Genomic DNA, 21,081 nt, shown 5'->3' with positions numbered 1-21,081 from the left:
AGGCAATTTTTATTTAGATGCAATTTTACCACGAAGGCACTAAGTGACAAAGTTTTTTCTCGCCCGCAGATTTTGCAGATTCAACAGATTATTTTTTAAATTGGGTATGAAAAAAATCACCTAAATCTGCAAAATCTGCGAGAGAAAAAAAGGCGCAAGGAATAAAACCTTTGCGCCTTTGTAACTTTGTTCCTCTGAACCTTTTAAATTAAAATTGGAAATAAATAAATGGTTGTGAACCTGCTACAGCTGTTGCGTAAACAATCCAGTAAACAAATCCCAGAATTATTGCTTTTACCAATATTGGAGTTTTATCAAAAACAGATTTCATTCCGTTTGTGAAAGTTTCTGGTAAGAAATGCCAAACATATCCAAACAACATTAATCCGAATACATTTTTGTAACCAATTACAATAGTTTTCCAAAGTTCTGGTTCAAATGTTAATTGGCCAATATTATTAATTACCTGCAAGGCCGTTTCAAAATCTCTGGCGCGGAAAAAGATCCAGCAGAAAACCACAAAATGGAATGTGACTAAAATTGAGAAAAATCTCCATAAGAAATTTGGGCTTTTATCTTTTTTGGATGGAAAAATCTCCACGAAAATTTTATGAATTGCCAAAGCTAATCCGTGTAAAGCTCCCCAAACAATAAACTGTGCTCCTGCTCCATGCCACAATCCACCCAAAAGCATTGTGGTGAATAAATTTAAATTGGTCACCAAAGTTTGTTTCTTTTTGCTTGAAAGCAGAAAAGACAAACAAAAAAGCAATATTGAAACTGATGCAACAATTAGGGGAATTATACTGGTATTATAACTTGTAATTCCCCAAAGCAATAATCCGAAGAAGAATAAACTCGGGAATAAATATCCTGCGAAAGAACCTTCTCGGTTTCCTCCCATCGAAATATATAAAAAGTCTTTTAACCAAGTTGAAAGTGAAATATGCCATCTTCTCCAAAAATCGGTAATCGAAGTTGATTTATATGGCGTTCTAAAGTTGACTGGTAATTTGAATCCGAGCAATAAAGCAATTCCGATTGCCATATCTGAATATCCAGAGAAATCACAATAAATTTGGATTGCATAGCCGTAAGAAGCCATTAAATTTTCGAAAGAAGTATAACTAAGTGGTGTATCAAAAACACGATCAACAAAGTTTACGGAAATATAATTCGAGATTACTGTTTTCTTAATCAATCCACCAATAATCAAAAACAAAGCATTGTTTACGTCTTGTCTCGAAAGATTTAATTTTTGATAAATCTGCGGAAGGAAATCTTTTGCGCGTACAATTGGACCAGCAACTAACTGCGGGAAAAACGAAACGAAAAATAAATATTCGATGTAATTTTTAGTCGGTTTAATTTCTTCGCGGTAAATTTCAATAATATAACTCATCGACTGGAAAGTATAAAACGAAATTCCGACAGGAAGAAAAATATCATGAAGCTGATAATTGCCATGAAACATATCATTGAATGTCACAATCATGAAGTTCATGTATTTGAAATACCCTAATAATCCCAAATTCAGGATTACACTTATTACAAGATATATTTTCTTAGAACTTTCTTTTGTTGCTCGATAAATAATCTGACTCAGTCCATAATCTACAACAGAGGAAAGTAGTAAGAGTAAAAAGTAAACACCACTTGACTTATAATAAAAGAAAAGCGAGAAGAGAATAACATACGTTAATCTCAAATAAAATGTTTTGCGCAAAAAAGCATACACAAAATAAAAAACCAGAAATAATCCTAAGAATAAACCGGTATTGAATAATAATTTTTCATCTGGATTGTAAATAAACCAGCTTTTGACTTGCTCTATTGTAATTGCACCAAAATTTTGGATGAACCAATCATTAATGCTATCTATTGTTATCAATTTAATTCTTTGATTTAAAATTATCGTATGCTTTTAAAACTGCCTGTGCAAACAAGTTTCCTTGTTTCTCGTATCCTTTTTTAGAATAATGAACCCAATCCGGACCAATTAATCCCTGAGTTTTTAATTTTCGGATTCCGTCCATACCTCCAAATTCATCGTATAAATCCCAAACGGCAAAACCGTCTTTTTGCGCGATTTCCAAGATTTCTTTGGTATAATCTCTAATATAAGTATTAGGCTTTCTTCTTAATAAAGATGGCGGCGGCGTCATCACGATTATAGGAACGTTGATATTTTGAGCTTTGATATTGCTTATAAACTCTCTCAAATGTCTAATGTAACCTTCAACTTCAAGTTTGTCATAACTTTCATTTGTTCCGAGCGAAAAAACAAGCAAATCCGGATGCACTGCTTTTAGCTGTTCAAAAAACAAAGGATATTTATTGTAATCTGAATATTTGGCTCCGTTTACGCCAATACCGCTATACAATATTCCTGGCGCATCTTTTTCTAAAACAATTCCGTTTAATTCATATTTAGAAGCTTCTTTATTCGGAATCAAATAAATTTTTTCTAATGCTTTATCGGAGTTGTAATAATGACAAAAAGAATCTGATTCTACATTCAACGGAACAAATTCAGAGCTTTTAATCGTTTTCTGTTTGGTTTCATTAGTCGGAATTTTCAAGGTTCTTCCCGCTCTAATATTATTCGATTTTAAACCATTCGCTTTTTTAATATCCGTAACCGAAATATTGTATTTGTCGGCAATTGTTGAAATTGCTTCTCCTTTTTTGATTTTATGCGTAATTACTTTTTTCTCTGTTGACTGAATCAAATTCACTTGAGAAGAAGTCGCCAAATCAAACATATTTTGATTTTGAGGCGTAATGATTTTAATGGTATTGAATTTATATGCCATGTCTTTCACTCGCAATTCAACAGCAAAACCTCCATTATCACGCCAAAGTCCAATTCCACTTAAACCAATAGGTGCATTTTTTGCAGGAAGAATATTTCTATAACTTTCCCAGCTTCTGTTCGAATAAAAACGTTCGTTATAAGAACCATTTGTTTTTGCCAGCTGATATGGAAAAACCAAACCGCGACCTCCATTTCCAAATTGATGCTGCAGTTTTTTTCTCACTTCATTGGTCATCAAATCTCCCTGAATATGAGAATCTCCAATATGAACAATATTTATTTTCTGATTGTTCTGACTTTCATTTTCCTTTAATTTTTCGAAAAAATCTTTTAGTACTTTCGCATTATAAATTTGATCATCAGAAACAGGATCAGCCACTATTGAATCGACTTTGTGAATCATATTTTTTGTTGTTGGAAGTGAATCTGTTTTTGGGGCCTTGTCATTCGAAGAGAAAAAAAGACAACAGAAAAAAATAATCAGTTTATTCATTTACACTATCATTTTTCACAGAAGTAGAATCTGTTTTGGTTTTTCGAGCTGCTCTTTGCTGATTCGCAACAGCTTCACGTTTTTCACGCAATATTTTATATTCTTCGTAACCTTTATTTAATTGAGTGTATAATAAATTTCCAATCGCTTTTGCTCCACGCTGATTAAAGTGCGTGTAATCTTTATTGGCTTTGGCCGGAGTTTCATCAACCCATTTTACCATCGATCCGTCGCCACCCATCAAAGTATATAAATTTACGAAACCAGATTCAGTATCAAGCGCATATCTTTTTTGTGCTTTCATCAAAGGTACAACAGCCGAATCGGTTTTCATTTCTAAATCATATTTGGTCGATTTATCTGCTGTTGAAACAATTAAAATCGAAACTCCCGGGAACGATTCTTTTATTTTATTAACGGTTTTTGTCATTCCTCTTTCGTACCAATTATAATTTTTGGTTCCGTAATTCAATACGTTTGTTCCATAATGCAAAATAATCAAATCGTATTTCAGACTTTTATTAAAACCTTGCATTACACTAGCATTAAACATCGAAATTGGCAATCCCGAGTTTCCTCTTTGTGAAAAGTTATCTACGTGAACGCCGCTTCCGTTGTCAAAATTGAAGCCGTAAATTGGAATAGAATCTGCATTTATGAAATTAGCTTTGAAAGCTTTCAAATGTCCTGAACTTACTTTTAAAGTATTAATCAAATTATTTGGGGCCAAATTTTTCTTCAAAGTATCTTTTCCGATAATGAAATTCACTTTTCCATTTCTCGAAGCTCTTCCGTAAAATAAAGTCGGATTATCTAAAGTTGTTGAATATTTATTGGTTCCTGCTTCATATTGTACCCAAGTTAGATTTGCTTTATCATTAGCAAAAAATACGTGTCCGTTTACACCAAAAGGGCTTGATGGCTTTTTCACATTCAAATAAGACTGTGTTTTCCAGTTTTTAGAATAAGTAGATTTCACCGAACCACGCGAAGCCGCCGATTCAGAAGTTATGGAAACAAAACCAACTCCGTTTCCTCCAAAACGTTCCTGATAATTAGTTCTTACATCTTGCACAATCAAATCCCCATCGGTCATTGAATCGCCGTAATACGCAATTCTGACATTCGATTCAGGATGCTTCTCTAATTGATATAATTTTTCATAAAACGAAATCAGATATTGATATCCTTTATAATTATCAAAAGTTTCAGATGGAAATTCAATTCCTTCGATATTTTCATAAACAATTTCTTCTTTTCCTTCCTGATCTTCAATTGCATCGAGGCTGTCGTTTGTACCCAATGAATCTTTTGCAACAGCTTCCAGAAGCAAGCTGTCAATAAGCACGTTTTTTGAATTCATTTTGCTTTCAGAAAAAATCTTATCTGGCAAAATTTGCTTGAATCCAATAAAAGCGACCAATGCTAATGCAACAATGGCAAAAGACTGAAAAAAATATGACTTTGTATTCACTTGTAATTTTAAGTTTTGAAGGATGAATTGCAAAAATTAATTATGCGAAATTTCTGCTAATTCTTTATGAAAAAATATGTGCAAAGATAAGATTAAAGCTTAATTATTAATTGTTTTTATCAATAAAGTAAAAAACAAAAAAGAGACCAGACGAATCTGGCCTCTTTATCAAAAAAAATAAAAAAAACAAAGCTAATGATTAACTAAACATCGATGCCGAAGCATCATAAGTTAAAATGAAATAATCTTTATGATTTTTAGATTTTCATTTTAAGAATTATTTTAAGATAGCATACTCCAAAGTAGTATTCCCTCTTAAACCTGCATCATTTGTCATAGCTAGGAATTTAACTTTATAGTAGTTTCCAGCTGCATCTTTTACAACATAAAAACGATCTGTTCTAATACTTGGCAATGAAGTTGGTCCACCACCATTTCTCCAGCTAGCTCCAATTACTCTTTGATCTGTTGCAGAAACAGTAAAGTTTGCTTCAACTACATCTGCTTTTGCAAAAGCCTCATAAGTTTTAACAGAAGTTAATACTTGGTAAACTTGTGTTCCTCCTTTTGAGTTTGTAGTAATAAAATCTGAATAACCATAAGTTACTTCAATTGGCTTATTATCAGCATCCACAGATGGGATATAATTTGTAAACGTAGTAAAGTTTAAATCCCATTTTGCTTTTTCTGGCTCAACAGAAACCGTATTTCCTGTAGTTAAACTAAAAAAAGAGAAATTATAAGCAGCATCTTTAGAAATCGTTTTTTCAGTAAAAGTTGCAGAAGCTAGATCAGCATACTGAATTTTGTATCCATTTCCGCTTCTTAAAATTCTAACTTTTTTCCATCCTCTTGCATCGCCATCAACACTAACAGACCCTACTGCTGGCTGAGTAGTAGAAACAGCTAATCCTAAATTTACTAAGTAAACTTTGTTATCAGCATCTGTAGCCGAGATTTCAGCAATTGCAGTCCCGATTCCTGCACCCGCTCCTGTTAAAACACCAGTTGGATTATCAACAAATCCATTGTTAGAAAGTGTAGTACCGCCTCCCACTGCAACATTTGCATCGATTACTTGAGTTAAAGTAATATCTGAAGTCGCTAATTTTTTTACTGCCATTTTAAGAGAACCATTGATGATTACTCTAAAATCTGAACCAGAAGAAAACCCTAAATCCCAAGATGCTCTGTTTACTGATTTAATTTCTGCAGCACTTAAGTCAAGATAAAGTTGATTTGGTTGGTTTGGCCCACCAACAGAAGTCTTCAAAGTTTCTCCCACTGTTGGGATTTCTACTTTATTGTCGTCATCATTTGAGCATGATGCTAGTGATAGTAACGCGATTGATAAAAATAATAACTTTTTCATTGTATTCTATATTTATATTAAAGATTAAGGTTATATGCTAATTTTAAAAAGTAAGAACGTCCGTATGCAAGCATTACCTCGCCTGGTCCTGCATGTCCAGCAGCACTTGCGGTTCCTGTTTGTCTTACATTAGTCACATCAAGAACATTTCTTGCTCCCACTGTAACTTCAAAATGATCTTTGAAGAAATTTTGTCGAACAGTAAGATCAAGCCAATTACTTGGATCAACTTCAGATAAAATATAAGAAGAAGAACCTTGAATATATTGTCGTGTTTTACCGTTGTATTTATAATATCCTGAAACAATTGTTTTCCATTTTGGAACGGTATATGAAAAACTTGTATTTAAATTAAAAGAATAAAGAAATTGATCATCAGAAGTAAATACCTGATTGTCTATTTTCTGAGAAATACCAATTAATGCAGCACCAAAATTGAATGTGAAGTTGTCTTTTTTTAATTGATTCATAGTTGAGAAATTCCACATTCTGTATTTGCTGATATTGATATACTGATATTCTGGATTTCCAGTATCTGGATTAAATCTTATTAATGCCATGTCAATTCGGTCATTAACATTCAGATAACTTCCTGCAAAAGTGTTAGAAAGTTGCAATCCTGATGAAAATAAAGTCATTTTCTTAAGACTGGTTTCATAAGAAGTACTTGTTTCAGGAATCAGGTTTTCGTTTCCTGTAAAAAAGTGTCCATCAAAAATTTGTTTTGAATATAATTCATCAAAAGTTGGCGTTCTAAAAGAGTTACCATATGAACCGCGAAGTTCAATTCCTTTTTCAAATAAATATCTTAAACCTAAAGAGGAAGCATATTGATTTTTAAATTGAGATTGAGCAGAAAATCGAATTCCTGGTCGGATTGAAAATTTATGCGATGCCATAATTTCTGACGAAGCAAAAAAATCATAATTCTCAAGTGTTTTTTGAACTGGAGTAAAAATGTTATTTGCCTCCTGAACTAATGCAAAACCTTTATTGTTGACAAATTCGTAGCCTAACTGAAGATCAACCGTTTTATCTGAAAAAAAGTTATTTAAGGTTCCTGTCGAATAAAGCACTTCCATCGCCTGATCTTTTACAGTCGTATTATTGCTTTCTGTTTTACTTCCTATATTATACCTAAAAGTTTCAACATCACGCTCCTGTTTTTGATGCGAAAGCGAAACATTATAATTTAATTGCGATAATAATCTTCCTGTCGCATTCAAATTATGAAAATATCGATCCGTAAAATATATTTTATCATCCGCATAACGATATGAACCTAAAGTGCTGTTATATCCAGATTGAACCGTACTATTATAGTAATCTACATTTTCATCTAAAAACTCGAATTTATAGTAAAAACGAAAATTACCTTTCTGATACGCTATGGTTGCAGTACCGTTTAATTGATCTTTTGGAAGCCAACTGTAACCACGTGTTCCATCATTCTCAGCATAATTTTCTCCATTTTTATCATTTAAATATCCTTGAAAATCATTACGATTGATTCCTGCTGAAACAAACCAATTTTTATCAAAAGTATGAGAAACTCTAAGAGATTGAATGTGACGTCCTTCATCAAAAAGAGAATATTCATTATTAACCGTTTCCTCTTGAACTGATGCGTTAATTCCCCATTTATATTTAGAAGATTTTTTAGTGATGATGTTCAAAACACCACTCACAGCATTAGCCCCATAAGTAACTCCCATCGAACCTTCGACAATTTCAACATGATCAACATCATTAAGATTAATTTGCGACAAATCGATGTTGTTACCTAATCCTGCTTCATTTACTAAAGGAACATTATCAACCAATATTTTAAAATATTGTGCATCTAAACCGAATAATGAAACTGTGGAACGGCCACTTGTTCCGCTTGGACTAACTGTAATATTCAAATATTGATTTAAAATATCGGCTAAATTATTAGCTGCCAAATTTTGAATATCCTGATTTGAAATCACACGAACATTAAAAACAGATTTTTTTATGGATTGCGGTTCGAACTGTCCTGTAACAACAACCTCAGAAAGTTTTTCCTGAGAAACAATACTATCTTTTTGCTGAGCAAAAGAATATGTACAAAATAGAAATCCAGCAAAAAGGGTAATTTTAATTTTCATTATTTTTATTCAGTCTTAATAATGGCGCAAATATATAAACTATTTTTATTTGTTCTAAATAAATTATATATATTTGCAAAAATTAAAAACAAAATAATAAGTTATGATTACAAAAAGCCTCTATTTATCGGCCGTAATGGCTTTGACTTGTGGTCTTGGTTTCGCTCAGGACAAAAAACAACAAGACATTAAATCAATAAAATCAATGTGTGGTTGTTATGAAGTAAAATTCAATTTCACAGAAACATTTTCATATCCTAAAGATTCTCTTACTTATAAGCCATCTGAAACTAAGCACGAATCAGCTTTAGAATGGGTTGAATTATTAGAAGATACTCCAAACAAAATCGTAATGCAGCATTTATTGATTGTAAGCGATGATATGATTATCAAACACTGGAGACAAGACTGGCTTTATGAAAACACAAACTTATATTCTTTTGACAAAGGAACTTCTTGGAAATATAAAAAATTAGATAAAAAGGCTGTTAAAGGGCAATGGACTCAAAAAGTATATCAAGTAGATGATAGTCCGCGTTATGAAGGATCATCAACTTGGGTACACGTTGACGGACAAGATTATTGGGCAAACGTAGCCGATGCGCCGCTTCCTAGAAGAGAGCAAACAAAACGTAATGACTACAATGTTTTAAAAAGAAGAAACATCCACGAAATCACTTCTACAGGATGGAATCATGAGCAAGACAATGACAAATTGGTTCGTGATGACGCTGGAAAAGATGTTTTGTTAGCACAAGAAAAAGGTTTTGATGTTTACACTAAAGTTCCAGATTCTAAATGTGCTGCTGCGCAAAAATGGTGGGGAACAAACAAAGTGCTTTGGAAAAACGTTCGTGATAAATGGCAAACTCTTTTTGACAGACATCAAGATTTAAACTTAGAAGCAAAAGTAGATCGTAAAGCTTTATATTCTCTTTTATTTGATTTAAAACCAGAAGCAACAAAAGCAGAATCTGATGCTATCATCGAAAAGTTCGTTAAGAAATAAAAAATTGTTAGTTAAATAAAAAAAGCCGGTAATTTCTAGATTGCCAGCTTTTTTTTTTTTGGAAAATGAAAAAGCCGACAGTCATAACTATCGGCTTTAAAATATCTTTATTTTTGTTATTACATTCTCTCAGGAACTTCTATTCCCAATAAATTAAATGCAGATTTAATAACTTCTGCTACTTTTTGAGAAAGCTGTACTCTGAAAATCTTTTTAGTCAAATCAACTTCGCCTAAAATATGAACAGATTGATAGAATGAATTATATTCTTTTACCAAATCATATGTATAATTTGCAATTAACGCCGGACTGTGATTTTGAGCAGCGTTTTGAATTACTTCTGGGAAAAGCTCGATTTGTTTTATCAGTTCTTTTTCTTTTTCGTGAAGCTCTTCAATATTTGTTTTGGCAGAAAAATCAAAATCAGCTTTACGGATTATCGATTGACTTCTCGCATAAGTATATTGAATAAACGGACCTGTATTACCAGCAAAATCAACAGATTCTTCCGGATTAAACAAAATACGTTTCTTAGGATCTACTTTTAAAATGTAATATTTCAAGGCGCCTAAACCAATTGTTTTGTACAATTTCGCTTTTTCCTCTGTAGAATAACTGTCTAATTTTCCTAAATCTTCTGAAATTTGTTTTGCTGTAGCAGTCATGTCTTGCATTAAATCATCAGCATCTACAACAGTTCCTTCACGGCTTTTCATTTTTCCTGAAGGCAAATCAACCATTCCGTATGATAAATGATATAAACTTGAAGCCCAGTCAAAACCAAGTTTTTTCAAGATCAAGAATAAAACTTTAAAGTGATAATCTTGCTCGTTTCCAACCGTATAAACCATTCCTCCAACATCTGGCATATCTTTAACACGCTGAATTGCTGTTCCAATATCCTGCGTCATGTAAACCGCAGTTCCGTCAGAACGCAAAACAATTTTGCGATCCAAACCTTCATCGGTTAGATCAATCCAAACTGAACCGTCTGGATCTTTTTCGAAAACGCCTTTATCCAGACCAACCTGAACAACATCTTTTCCTAATAAATAAGTATTGCTTTCGTAGTAATATTTATCGAAGTTAACTCCAAGATTTGTATAAGTTGTTGCGAAACCTTCATAAACCCATTCGTTCATCATTTTCCAAAGCTCAATTACTTTTTCATCGCCGGCTTCCCACTTCTTCAGCATATCTTGCGCTTCAACAATAATTGGCGCTTGTTTTTTTGCTTCTTCTTCTGTTTTTCCAGATTCAATTAATTGGTTGATTTCTGTTTTGTAGGCTTTATCAAACTCCACATAATATTTACCAACTAATTTATCACCTTTTAAACCTGAACTTTCCGGAGTTTCTCCGTTTCCAAATTTTTCCCAAGCTAACATCGACTTGCAGATATGAATTCCACGGTCGTTGATAATTTGCGTTTTATATACTTTTTTTCCAGAAGCTTTTAAAATTTCAGCAACTGAATATCCCAACAAATTGTTACGAACGTGACCCAAGTGCAAAGGTTTATTTGTATTTGGTGAAGAATATTCGACCATAACTGCTTTGTCTTCTGGATTTGGAGTTACGTAACCAAATTTAGTATTGTCTTTAATTTCATTGAAGAAATTCAGATAATAACTATCTGAAATAACAATATTCAAAAACCCAGACACTACATTAAAGCGTGCTACTTCAGAAACATTTTCAACCAGGTAGTTTCCAATTTTATTTCCTAATTCAACAGGATTACTTTTAATGACTTTCAACAACGGGAAAATTACCATTGTAATATCGCCTTCAAACTCTTTTCTGGTAGTCTGAAATTCGATTTTATCAACTGAAACATCAAATAATGCCTGAATTGCTTTTTGTATAGAAGGTGTAAGAATTTGTGATAATGACATGTAACTTATTTTAAAGTGAGCAAAGATACAGCTTATTCATCAATTACAGAAAATGAAAAACATATAAAATCGAACAAAACGTTTAGAATTTCTTAAAAAAGCCTTTCAGAAGAATGTTAAAATTATCAAAAAATTAAAACGCTAATCTCCTACAAAACAGAACATCTCAAATTAAATTGAAAAAAAATTAAGTTTTTATTGTAACATATCAATCATAAAAGAGTCTTAATAGAGACTTTGAAATCATTTAAAGCAAAAAAAATCTAACAAAAACAAAAAAACAATCATCATCAATCAAATCAAAATAATCAAGTATTAATTATGAAATTAAAATTTTTTCTGTTCGCATTATTCAGTTTAATTGCAACAGCTCAGGCCCAGAATTCCGGGACAGTCTCGGGAAAAATTATCGAGAAATCGAATAACGCACCAATTTCGTACGCAACTGTTTCTGTCAAAGAAAACGGAAAAGTGGTATCAGGTGTTAACACTGATGACAATGGTGATTTTACAATCAAAAATTTAGCATTAAAAAGCTACACTATCGAAGTTCAATATATTGGTTTCAAAAAATATGTTGGTTCTTTGATTTTAAGCGAAAACAGAAAAACCGCTACAGTAAATGTTTCTCTTGAAGAAGAAGCAACACAATTGAAAGGTGTAAATGTTGTAGCTGAACGCTCAACTATTGAACAAAAAATTGACCGTAAGGTAATTAATGTCGGTAAAGATTTGACTACAGCTGGTGCTTCTGCATCTGATATTATGAGCAATATCCCATCAGTAAACGTAGACCAGGATGGAAAACTTTCGCTTCGTGGAAATGACAATGTACGTGTATTAATTGACGGGCGCCCATCTAATATTGACCCTGCTCAATTATTGAAACAAATTCCTTCAACTTCTATCAAAAAAATTGAGTTGATTACAAATCCAAGTGCTAAATACAATCCAGAAGGAATGTCTGGAATCATCAACATTGTTTTACACAAAAATGCAAACACTGGTTTCAACGGAAGCTACAGTGGTGGTATTACTTTTGGAGAAACTGCAAAATACAATCAATCTCTTGATTTGAACTACAAAACCGGAAAAGTAAATTTCTTTGGAAATGGAGGACAAAACTTCGGTACATATTACAACAAAGGAAGAATCCAAAGATTAGATCAGGATGTTGAGCAAAATTTGAAAATTTCTAACGAAAATGACAATTACTTGTACAAGTTAGGAATGGATTATTTAATCAATGACAAAAACACTTTGTCATTCTATACGAATCAAAACAAATCTACTGGAAACGGAAATGTAATTACAGACATTGATTACAATAATGCTGATCCAAATATTTTCAATATTTACCAAAATTCAACTTATAAAGGTCCGAGCAAAACTGGAACTTATAATTTAGCGTACAAACATATTTTCAAAAAAGAAGGACATACTTTAGATTTTGAAGGAAACTATAGTGATACTAAAGTAAGCCAAAACGCAAATTTTGACACACAAACAACAAGACCTGATAATTCAGTAAACAATGTAGTTTATGGTGATAAAATTGGTGACCAAAGAAAATTAAGCACGTTAAACGTTGATTATGTAAATCCGTTAAACGACAAAACTACGCTTGAAGCTGGTGCTGAAGCAAGAATCACAAGAACAAATAATGATTACAACACAGGTAATCCGTTAGTTCCTATTGACGAAAGAGTTTCAAACTATACATACGATACTGATATTTATTCAGCTTATGTAACTTTTGGTCAAAAATTCAAAAAATTCAGCTACCAATTAGGAACTCGTTTTGAAAGTTACAAAGTAGAAGCGAATTTAAATCACGGTCAGGATAAATTTAATGATGATTATATTACATTATATCCATCGGCATATTTAACGTATAATTTAAACGAGAAAAATGTTTTGCAATTTAGCTACAGCCGTCGTGTTGACCGTCCAAGTATTGAGCAGACAAAACCTATTCGCGAGTTCTCAACTCCGTTGGTAACTTCATACGGAAACCCTGAATTAAGACCTCAGTTTACAAATTCTGTTGAAGTAAACTATACTAAAACTCTTGATAAAGGAAGCATTACAGCTGGTGTTTTCGTAAGAAGCATCAATGATCAAATTAGCAGAACTTTGAGTCCGGATCCAAATGATCCATCTGGGTACAAACAAATTTTGAGCTATACAAACTATGATCACAACAGCGCTTATGGTTTTGATGTTTCGTTGAATTACAAGCTTACAAAATGGTGGGACATTCAACCATCTATTGATTTCTCAAGTATCAAGCAACAAGGTGTTGTATTCGAATTTGATCCTGCAACAAGCACAAGTGCGCCTCTTGAGCGTAGCGTAACAACTACGGCATTTAACGCACGTATGAACTCAAACTTCAAACCTACAAAACGTTTAAGTTTCTTATTATTTGGTTTTTACAGAGGACCAGTTGAAGATGTTCAGCAAAACAGACACGAAATGTACAAAATGGATATTGGTTCACGTTATACATTGTTAGACAACAAAATGAACATTAGCGTACGTTTTAATGATGTTTTCAAAACAATGAAATATGCTTTTGATGGAATTTATCCTTATCCTCAAACAGGTCAGTTTTCTTGGGAAAGCAGAACAGTTTATTTAGGTTTGACTTATAACTTTGGTGGTGGAAAAATCAAAAACTTACAACGTAAACAAAGAGAAGATAACACTAATAAAGGTGGTGGCGGAATGTTTTAATCCCACTTTGATTAGTAGATTTTAATAGTTCTTGTAGAAAAGAAAAGCCTGGAGTATGCCAACTCCAGGCTTTTTTATTTTAGATTATAAAAAATTCCTTAATTCTTTAATTTCTTCGGGATTTGCAATTTCGGACTTATCTGTAATTGCCGATGAATGATAAAAAGTTGGAGTCAACTTATCTTGCAGTAATTTTATATTTGACGATCTTAAGCCTCCTCCTGGCATGATTTCGATTCGGTCTTTGGCTAATTTTTGAATTTGTTCTAAATCAAAAATTCCTTCTTCAACATTTTTTCCTGTTCCAGAAGTCAAAATAGTTTGAAAACCACATTCAATTACATCTTCAAGTCCTTTTTCAATAGAATCTACAACGTCAAAAGCACGATGGAAAGTGCATGATAGCGGATGCGCTAAATGTACCAATTCTTTGTTTTGTCTTTTATTGACTTTTCCGTTTGGTTTTAAAATACCGAAAACAAAACCGTCAACGCCTAACTTTTTATAGTGTTTGATATCTTGTTTCATTTCTGTAAGTTCTTCATCAGAATAGACAAAATCGCCACCACGAGGCCTTATAATGACATGCATTTTTATTTTTACGCTTTCGCGGACTTTCACTACTAAAATAGAATTTGGAGTTGTTCCTCCTAATTCCATATTTTCACACAGTTCAATTCTGTCCGCACCACTTTCCTGAGCAATTATTGCCGACTCATAATTGAAACACGCTATTTCCAACTGATTTTTTTTCATTTGATTATTTTTTTGTCATTTCGAATGAAATCACAAGATTTGGGATATCAAAAGTAAAAAACCTGCTCCAAAAATGAAGCAGGTTTTAAAAAAATATAATGTAAGATGATTATTTTACCATTTAATAATTGCGCTCGCCCAAGTGAATCCACTTCCAAAAGCTGCTAAAACTACTGTATCTCCAGATTTTATTTTTCCTTGTTCCCAAGCTTCTGTCAAAGCAATTGGAATAGATGCTGCAGTTGTATTACCGTATTTCTGGATATTATTGTGCACTTGGTCATCAGACAATTTGAATTTATTCTGAATGAACTGCGAAATTCTCAAATTCGCCTGATGCGGAATCAGCATATCAATATCTGAAACTTGCAAACCATTTGCCTCTAAACCTTCATTGATAACTTCTGCAAAACGAACTACTGCATTTTTAAACACAAATTGTCCGTTCATGTATGGATAATAACTTTCGTCATTTGAATCATTATCTGCAAGAATATCGGTTACCCAGCGCGCGCCCATTCCCGGTGCCTGCAATGCCAATTCTTCAGCATGCTGCCCTTCTGAATGTAAGTGCGTTGACAAAATTCCTTTTGTCAAATCTTCTTCACGGCTCAAAACAGCTGCTCCTGCTCCATCTCCAAAAATTACCGAAACACCACGCCCGCGAGTTGTCATATCTAATCCTGTAGAGTGAACCTCAGAACCAATTACTAAAATGTTTTTATACATTCCGGTTTTAATATATTGGTCGGCAACAGAAATAGCATAAACAAAACCAGAACATTGATTTCTTACATCTAAAGCTCCAACAGTTCTTAATCCTAAATCTCTCTGAACCAAAACTCCAGGTCCTGGAAAATAGTAATCCGGACTTAATGTAGCAAAAACTACAAAATCAATATCTTCTTTGGCAACGCCAGAACGTTCTATTGCAATTTTAGCTGCTTTTACGCCCATTGAAGTTGTGGTATCTTCCCCACGAATAATATGTCTGCGCTCCTGAATTCCGGTTCTTTCCTGAATCCATTCGTCATTGGTATCCATAATCTTAGACAAATCATCGTTGGTCACAACATTTGAAGGAACATAATATCCTAAGCCCGCTATTTTTGAATGATACATATTCTTTTTATTGTTTGTTAAAAAATTGGATTGCAAATTTACGTATAGTTTAAAACATAAGCACCCAAATTACTATTTTTTTCGTTATTAGCAATTTAATATACTTTAATTCTAAAGTTCATTAAAACCATTTCTTTTAAAAAAAATCAGTCTTTTGTTAAAAACAATGAAAAGTATTTAAATTATGCTTTAAAATGTAACAAGATTGAAGTACTTTAGTCAAACATTACGAATACCATTTTTTAAACCCCTAAAATTCAAATTATGAAATTAAAGGTTACATTACTCTTATTTCTAAACATTGGTTTTATTGCTTTTGCCCAAGAAAACTTAACGTACCAAAAACCATCAAAATCTATTTTAGATTTAGCCGATTACGAACGTGCGCCGACAGTATCAATGGATACTAAAAAAGAATACATGTTACTAATGTACAGACCAACTTATAAAACATTAGACGACTTAAACCAAGAAGAACTTCGTTTGGGTGGATTAAGAATCAACCCAATCACTAACATTTCAAGTACAGTAACGTATTTAAACAATTTAAAAGTACGTAAAATCAGCGGTAAGGACGAAATACAAGTCACAGGTTTGCCTAACAATCCAAAAATCAGCAATATTCTTTGGTCACCAAATAACAAAAAAATATTGTTTTCGCATACTGCTGCAACAGGAGTTGAACTTTGGGTTATCGATGTTGCGACTGCAAGCGCGACAAAACTTACCGATGCTACTGTAAACGCAAATCTTGGTAATCCGTTTAGCTGGTTTTCAGACAATGAAACGATTTTAGTAAAAATGCTTCCTAAAAACAGACCGGCAATATTAGATGCTAAAAAAGATTTGCCAACCGGACCAATTATCTCAAATACTTCAGGAGAAAAATCTCAAAACAGAACGTATCCTGATATGTTGAAAAACAAAAATGATGAAATAAATTTCGAAAACATTGTTACTTCTGAATTGTACAAAGTAAACCTAAAAGGAGATGCTGTTTTATTTAAAGATGCCGCAATGTATTTTGGAGAAAAAATTTCACCAGACGGAAATTACATTATGCTGACTACAATTCAAAAACCATTTTCATATGTAGTTCCATTATACAGATTCCCTTCAAGAACGATTGTTTATGATGCAAGAGGAAAAGAAATCAAAACAGTAAACGAAGTTCCATTAAGCGAAATAATGCCAAAAGGTTTTATGGCTGTTAGAAAAGGAAAACGTGAAATGGCCTGGAGAAATGACAAACCAGCTACACTAGCATTCGTAACAGCTTTGGATGAAGGAGATCCAGCAAACAAAGTAGAATTTAGAGATGAAGTTTTTCTTTGGGATGCGCCATTTACAAACAACCCAACTTCATTAGTAAAAACTCCACAACGTTTTAGCGATGTTATTTGGGGGAATGACAATGTTGCTGTTGTTTCTGACGAATGGTACGATACGCGTAATACAAAAACGTATTTAATCAATCCGTCAAATCCAAGTGAGCAACCAAAACTGATTACAGATCGTAACGCTCAAGATGTTTATTCTGATCCAGGTGCTTTTGAAACAAAGAAAAATGAATACAACAAATATGTTTTAGCTATTGAAAACGACAATGCGTTTCGTATTGGACAAGGATTTACTAAAACAGGCCAGTTTCCTTTTATCGACGAATTCAATTTGAAAACATTAAAATCAAAACGTATTTATACTTCTTCATATAAAGATAAAAAAGAAGATTTATTAGAAATTGAAGATTTTAAATCAGGTAAAGTTTTAGTTCAGATTCAGTCTAAAAGTGAATACCCGAATTATTATTTCAGAAATATTAAAAAACAAAACAGCTTAACTCCAATTACAGCTTTTAAAAATCCATTTGAAAGCATTAAAGATGTAAGCAAAGAAGTAATCAAATACAAACGTAAAGACGGCGTTGAACTTTCTGGAACTTTATATTTGCCTGCTGGTTACGACAAAGCTAAAAAAGAGAAATTACCTTTATTAATCTGGGCATATCCTGCAGAATACAAAGACAAAAATAGTGCTGGACAAGTGACTCAAAATTCAAATGAGTTTACGGTTCCTTATTACGGCTCGTTTGTATATTGGGTAACAAAAGGATATGCTGTTTTAGATGACGCTGCTTTCCCAATTATTGGAGAAGGCACAACAGAACCAAACGACAATTTCATTTCGCAATTAGTTGACAATGCTGAAGCTGCAATTAATGCAGTTGATGCTTTAGGATACATTAACCGTAAAAAAGTAGCTGTTGGAGGACATTCATACGGAGCTTTTATGACGGCTAACTTATTGACACATTCTAATCGTTTTGCTTGCGGAATTGCACGAAGCGGTGCATACAACAGAACTTTAACTCCTTTTGGATTCCAAACTGAACAACGTAATTATTGGGAAGTTCCTCAAGTTTACAATACAATGTCGCCTTTTATGAATGCTGATAAAATGAAAACTCCAATTTTATTAGTTCACGGTGAAGCCGACAATAATCCAGGAACTTTTACTTTACAGACTGAGCGTTATTTCCAAGCTTTAAAAGGTTTGGGCGCCAATGCAAGAATGGTAATTCTACCAAAAGAAGCGCATAGTTATGTTGCCAAAGAAAACATTCTACATTTGCTTTGGGAACAAGATCAGTTTTTAGAGAAATACTTGAAAAACTAATTTTCTCTTTAAAAATTACAAAAAGAAAACCCGACAGATTTGAAACTGTCGGGTTTTCTTTTTTAAGTATTAAAAATTATCTAATTATCAAATTGGCACATTTTCTAATTAAAGATAATTTAAGCCAAGAAATATTTCCTGTTCAAGAGGTAAATCAATTTCACTTTCAAAGAAGATCAATTGTCTTTTAAAAACAGTTTCAATTAAATAATGATTTCCTCTAAAATAAGTTCTTCTGATTTTCACTTGCAATTTTGAATCGGCAACCATTTTAAATTGATGCGGATACACCAATGTTTTATGAGTCTCATCCTCATAATCCAGCAATAAATGAGTTGCAACTTCATTTACCTCACCAAAAAGCGAAGCAACATATTTAGTTTGAGGATCTTCGTATATTTTTGTTGGATTATCTTTTACAATCACTTCTCCATTGCGCATCACAATGGCTTCATCTGCAAACGATAATGCATCTGTACTGTCGTGCGTAGCAATAATACAGGTAATTCCTTTTTGCTTTAGGTATCTAAATAAATTTCGGCGTAAAGCATTTTTTCTAAAAGCATCAATCTGACTGAAAGGTTCGTCAAGTAAAATTACTTCGGGTTCTAAAGCCAAAACTCTAACCAAAGCTACTCTCTGTTGTTGGCCTCCACTTAAAAATTTAGTTTTTACATTGGAAAAGTTTTCCATTTCAACCATTTCCAATAATTCCTGAACACGCAGTTTTTTCATGTTGGCAAAGCCGTTCGAGAGGAATTTACCAACATTCTCAGCCACTGTTTCATAAGGAGACAAATCAAAATCCTGAGCCAGATATTTCATATACGGCATTCCTGGAATCAAATTGTATTTTGGACCTAAAACTGGTTTTTCGTTATAAAAAATCTTGCCTTCATCTAAATCGTATAAACCATAAATTAGTTTTAGCAGTGTACTTTTTCCGCAGCCGCTTTCACCAATAATGGCGATATTTTCACCTTTATTTATAGTAAACGAAACGTTTTTTATAACGGACGTATCAATGTACGAAAAAGAAATATTTTGAATATCGAGCATGAGTTGAATTTGAAAGTTCAAATTTACAATGTTTAATTTCTAAAGTCAAAAAAAAAGCTGCTTCAATTAAGAAACAGCTTTTAATAAATTTTATTGCCTTCTAAAACTATTTTCCAGCTTCGGCTTTAGCATCGTTTACCATTTTGTCATTTGCAGTAATTGCAAACTCTACACGACGGTTTTGGCTTCTTCCTTCTGGAGTATCATTAGTAGCAATAGGATCAGCAATTCCTAAACCTGAAGTTTTGAAACGACTAGATTTTAAACCTTTTGAAACTAAATAAGCTTGAACAGAAGCAGCTCTTTGTCCAGAAAGTGTCAAATTATATTCCGGTTTACCTGTGTTATCCGTATAACCAAAAATTTCAATATTAGTATCTCCGTAATCGTTAAACACAGGAACTAATTTATCTAAATTTGCTTTTGCAGTTGAAGTCAAAGTTGATTTGTTAGTATCAAAACGAACAGCATTTTCATTCAAAGTCAAGTGAATACCCTCACCTACTCTTTCAACATCTGCACCTGGAAGCGCCTGATCAATTTCACGAGCCTGTTTATCCATTTTATTTCCAATAAGGGCTCCGGTTCCTCCACCTACAGCAGCTCCAATAGCAGCTCCTAAGGCAGCATTTCCACCATGTCCTAAATTGTTTCCTAGAATACCACCAATAAGTCCTCCGGCAACAACTCCAATTCCGGCTCCTTTTTGCGTATTATTCGCATTTTTTACTGAATCACAGCTTGCAAAAAAACTACTTAATACAAGTAAACTACTCAACCCTAAAACTTTTATCTTTCTCATGTGTATATATTTTTAATATTAATTAGCTTCTTAGTTAGCTCTTTGAAATTGGTACGTTACGTCTTTAACTTGTCCGCCTACGTTTATATTGTCAATTAACTGAAAAGAATTATCACTAAGTCCTGCAACTTTCAACAAATAACCTTCTTTTACATTTTTAGATTTTGTTCCAGGATTAACAATTTTAAGAACAAAAAGTCCCTGATTATTGATACTCCAAACAATTGGCGAAGTAAATGCTGTACAACTTGGCGCGTTCAGGGTCATGGTACCTTTGTTGTTATTAGAAATAAAATTCCAAGTACTGCCAATAAAACATTTTGAATCTGCTAGATCAAATGAATTCACCTTAATATAATCTGAACCCGGATAAGACACATTGGTTAATACCCAATTTCCCTTAATTGCTACTTGAGTTGATTTGTCAAGTTTAGTAGAAAGTGTTGGCGCTTCTGTTGCAGCCGTTGTAGACGAAGATGATTTACACGCGAAAAACATCGTGGCGATCATGCAAATGAAAATAATTTTCTTCATTTTGTACATTATTTAAGTTAATACTTACGCGTTTAACAATTATTATACCACAAATATACGATTCGTTGAGATATTTTCTCTTCCAAAATCTATTTATTTTCTTTCAAAATTAACACTTCCGACATTTTGTCACCCTAAAAACAATTGGTATTCTATTTGAACAAATGAAAACCATCAAGTTAAACTCAAAAATTAAA

General features: G+C 33.0%; 14 protein-coding genes. 3 read left to right on the top strand and 11 right to left on the bottom strand.

Annotated elements, in window-relative coordinates; all coding sequences use genetic code 11:
- Positions 1 to 208: 208 nt before the first annotated feature.
- The 5 genes from ACNFIH_RS16275 to ACNFIH_RS16255 all read right to left on the bottom strand — a co-directional run bounded on the left by ACNFIH_RS16275 (position 209) and on the right by ACNFIH_RS16255 (position 8,289).
- A complete protein-coding gene (locus tag ACNFIH_RS16275) occupies positions 209 to 1,891 on the bottom strand; it encodes an MBOAT family O-acyltransferase (protein ID WP_426483924.1) in 1,683 nt (560 codons plus the stop codon).
- A 1-nt stretch (position 1,892) separates the two neighbouring features.
- Positions 1,893 to 3,221: a GDSL-type esterase/lipase family protein gene (locus tag ACNFIH_RS16270; protein WP_238567999.1), complete on the bottom strand. Its 1,329-nt coding sequence runs from the start codon at positions 3,219 to 3,221 to the stop codon at positions 1,893 to 1,895.
- An 82-nt stretch (positions 3,222 to 3,303) separates the two neighbouring features.
- The gene (locus tag ACNFIH_RS16265; RefSeq protein ID WP_035650196.1) at positions 3,304 to 4,785 is read right to left on the bottom strand and encodes an SGNH/GDSL hydrolase family protein; all 1,482 of its coding nucleotides are present in this window, start codon (positions 4,783 to 4,785) and stop codon (positions 3,304 to 3,306) included.
- A gap of 277 nt (positions 4,786 to 5,062) precedes the next feature.
- Positions 5,063 to 6,157: an HmuY family protein gene (locus ACNFIH_RS16260; RefSeq protein ID WP_426483923.1), complete on the bottom strand. Its 1,095-nt coding sequence runs from the start codon at positions 6,155 to 6,157 to the stop codon at positions 5,063 to 5,065.
- A 17-nt stretch (positions 6,158 to 6,174) separates the two neighbouring features.
- Positions 6,175 to 8,289, bottom strand: a complete 2,115-nt coding sequence (locus ACNFIH_RS16255; protein ID WP_426483922.1) for a TonB-dependent receptor plug domain-containing protein — start codon at positions 8,287 to 8,289, stop codon at positions 6,175 to 6,177.
- Positions 8,290 to 8,392: 103 nt separating this feature from the next.
- On the opposite strand from ACNFIH_RS16255, the gene ACNFIH_RS16250 reads away from it, so the two are divergent.
- Positions 8,393 to 9,298: a DUF6607 family protein gene (locus ACNFIH_RS16250; protein WP_426483921.1), complete on the top strand. Its 906-nt coding sequence runs from the start codon at positions 8,393 to 8,395 to the stop codon at positions 9,296 to 9,298.
- Positions 9,299 to 9,417: 119 nt separating this feature from the next.
- On the opposite strand, the gene argS is transcribed toward ACNFIH_RS16250, so the two are convergent.
- Positions 9,418 to 11,196, bottom strand: a complete 1,779-nt coding sequence (argS, locus tag ACNFIH_RS16245) for an arginine--tRNA ligase (RefSeq protein WP_426483920.1) — start codon at positions 11,194 to 11,196, stop codon at positions 9,418 to 9,420.
- A gap of 321 nt (positions 11,197 to 11,517) precedes the next feature.
- Here argS and ACNFIH_RS16240 point away from each other — a divergent pair, with 321 nt between their 5' ends.
- Positions 11,518 to 13,935 carry a TonB-dependent receptor domain-containing protein gene (locus ACNFIH_RS16240; protein WP_426483919.1) on the top strand — a complete coding sequence of 806 codons (2,418 nt, stop codon included), beginning with the start codon at positions 11,518 to 11,520 and terminating at the stop codon, positions 13,933 to 13,935.
- An 84-nt stretch (positions 13,936 to 14,019) separates the two neighbouring features.
- Here ACNFIH_RS16240 and ACNFIH_RS16235 read toward each other — a convergent pair whose 3' ends face one another.
- Positions 14,020 to 14,691, bottom strand: a complete 672-nt coding sequence (locus ACNFIH_RS16235) for a copper homeostasis protein CutC (RefSeq protein ID WP_035650214.1) — start codon at positions 14,689 to 14,691, stop codon at positions 14,020 to 14,022.
- Positions 14,692 to 14,805: 114 nt separating this feature from the next.
- Positions 14,806 to 15,813, bottom strand: coding sequence for a 3-oxoacyl-ACP synthase III family protein (locus ACNFIH_RS16230; RefSeq protein WP_426483918.1), 1,008 nt, complete (start codon positions 15,811 to 15,813; stop codon positions 14,806 to 14,808).
- A 264-nt stretch (positions 15,814 to 16,077) separates the two neighbouring features.
- Here ACNFIH_RS16230 and ACNFIH_RS16225 point away from each other — a divergent pair, with 264 nt between their 5' ends.
- Positions 16,078 to 18,489, top strand: coding sequence for a prolyl oligopeptidase family serine peptidase (locus ACNFIH_RS16225; protein ID WP_426483917.1), 2,412 nt, complete (start codon positions 16,078 to 16,080; stop codon positions 18,487 to 18,489).
- A 108-nt stretch (positions 18,490 to 18,597) separates the two neighbouring features.
- On the opposite strand, the gene ACNFIH_RS16220 is transcribed toward ACNFIH_RS16225, so the two are convergent.
- The 3 genes from ACNFIH_RS16220 to ACNFIH_RS16210 all read right to left on the bottom strand — a co-directional run bounded on the left by ACNFIH_RS16220 (position 18,598) and on the right by ACNFIH_RS16210 (position 20,884).
- Positions 18,598 to 19,548 (bottom strand): ABC transporter ATP-binding protein, encoded by a 951-nt coding sequence (locus ACNFIH_RS16220; RefSeq protein ID WP_426483916.1) that lies wholly within the window; start codon positions 19,546 to 19,548, stop codon positions 18,598 to 18,600.
- A 106-nt stretch (positions 19,549 to 19,654) separates the two neighbouring features.
- Positions 19,655 to 20,350 (bottom strand): OmpA family protein, encoded by a 696-nt coding sequence (locus ACNFIH_RS16215; RefSeq protein ID WP_142451908.1) that lies wholly within the window; start codon positions 20,348 to 20,350, stop codon positions 19,655 to 19,657.
- Between the two features lie 30 nt (positions 20,351 to 20,380).
- Positions 20,381 to 20,884, bottom strand: coding sequence for a lipocalin family protein (locus tag ACNFIH_RS16210; protein ID WP_426483915.1), 504 nt, complete (start codon positions 20,882 to 20,884; stop codon positions 20,381 to 20,383).
- Between the last annotated feature and the right edge of the window lie 197 nt (positions 20,885 to 21,081).

The sequence above is a fragment of the Flavobacterium sp. 2 genome, from assembly GCF_049949195.1.
In the GTDB taxonomy this organism is placed as follows: domain Bacteria; phylum Bacteroidota; class Bacteroidia; order Flavobacteriales; family Flavobacteriaceae; genus Flavobacterium.
The sequence above is the reverse complement of the archived record's forward strand: the minus strand, read 5'-3'. Positions and strand labels throughout refer to the sequence as shown.

What these genes read in the sequence shown, in the direction of transcription:
- ACNFIH_RS16270 (WP_238567999.1), bottom strand. Translation starts at nt 3,221, where the DNA reads ATGATTCACAAAGTCGATTCAATAGTGGCTGATCCTGTTTCTGATGAT.
- ACNFIH_RS16260 (WP_426483923.1), bottom strand. Translation starts at nt 6,157, where the DNA reads ATGAAAAAGTTATTATTTTTATCAATCGCGTTACTATCACTAGCATCA.
- ACNFIH_RS16255 (WP_426483922.1), bottom strand. Translation starts at nt 8,289, where the DNA reads ATGAAAATTAAAATTACCCTTTTTGCTGGATTTCTATTTTGTACATAT.
- ACNFIH_RS16250 (WP_426483921.1), top strand. Translation starts at nt 8,393, where the DNA reads ATGATTACAAAAAGCCTCTATTTATCGGCCGTAATGGCTTTGACTTGT.
- argS (WP_426483920.1), bottom strand. Translation starts at nt 11,196, where the DNA reads ATGTCATTATCACAAATTCTTACACCTTCTATACAAAAAGCAATTCAG.
- ACNFIH_RS16240 (WP_426483919.1), top strand. Translation starts at nt 11,518, where the DNA reads ATGAAATTAAAATTTTTTCTGTTCGCATTATTCAGTTTAATTGCAACA.
- ACNFIH_RS16235 (WP_035650214.1), bottom strand. Translation starts at nt 14,691, where the DNA reads ATGAAAAAAAATCAGTTGGAAATAGCGTGTTTCAATTATGAGTCGGCA.
- ACNFIH_RS16230 (WP_426483918.1), bottom strand. Translation starts at nt 15,813, where the DNA reads ATGTATCATTCAAAAATAGCGGGCTTAGGATATTATGTTCCTTCAAAT.
- ACNFIH_RS16225 (WP_426483917.1), top strand. Translation starts at nt 16,078, where the DNA reads ATGAAATTAAAGGTTACATTACTCTTATTTCTAAACATTGGTTTTATT.
- ACNFIH_RS16220 (WP_426483916.1), bottom strand. Translation starts at nt 19,548, where the DNA reads ATGCTCGATATTCAAAATATTTCTTTTTCGTACATTGATACGTCCGTT.
- ACNFIH_RS16215 (WP_142451908.1), bottom strand. Translation starts at nt 20,350, where the DNA reads ATGAGAAAGATAAAAGTTTTAGGGTTGAGTAGTTTACTTGTATTAAGT.
- ACNFIH_RS16210 (WP_426483915.1), bottom strand. Translation starts at nt 20,884, where the DNA reads ATGAAGAAAATTATTTTCATTTGCATGATCGCCACGATGTTTTTCGCG.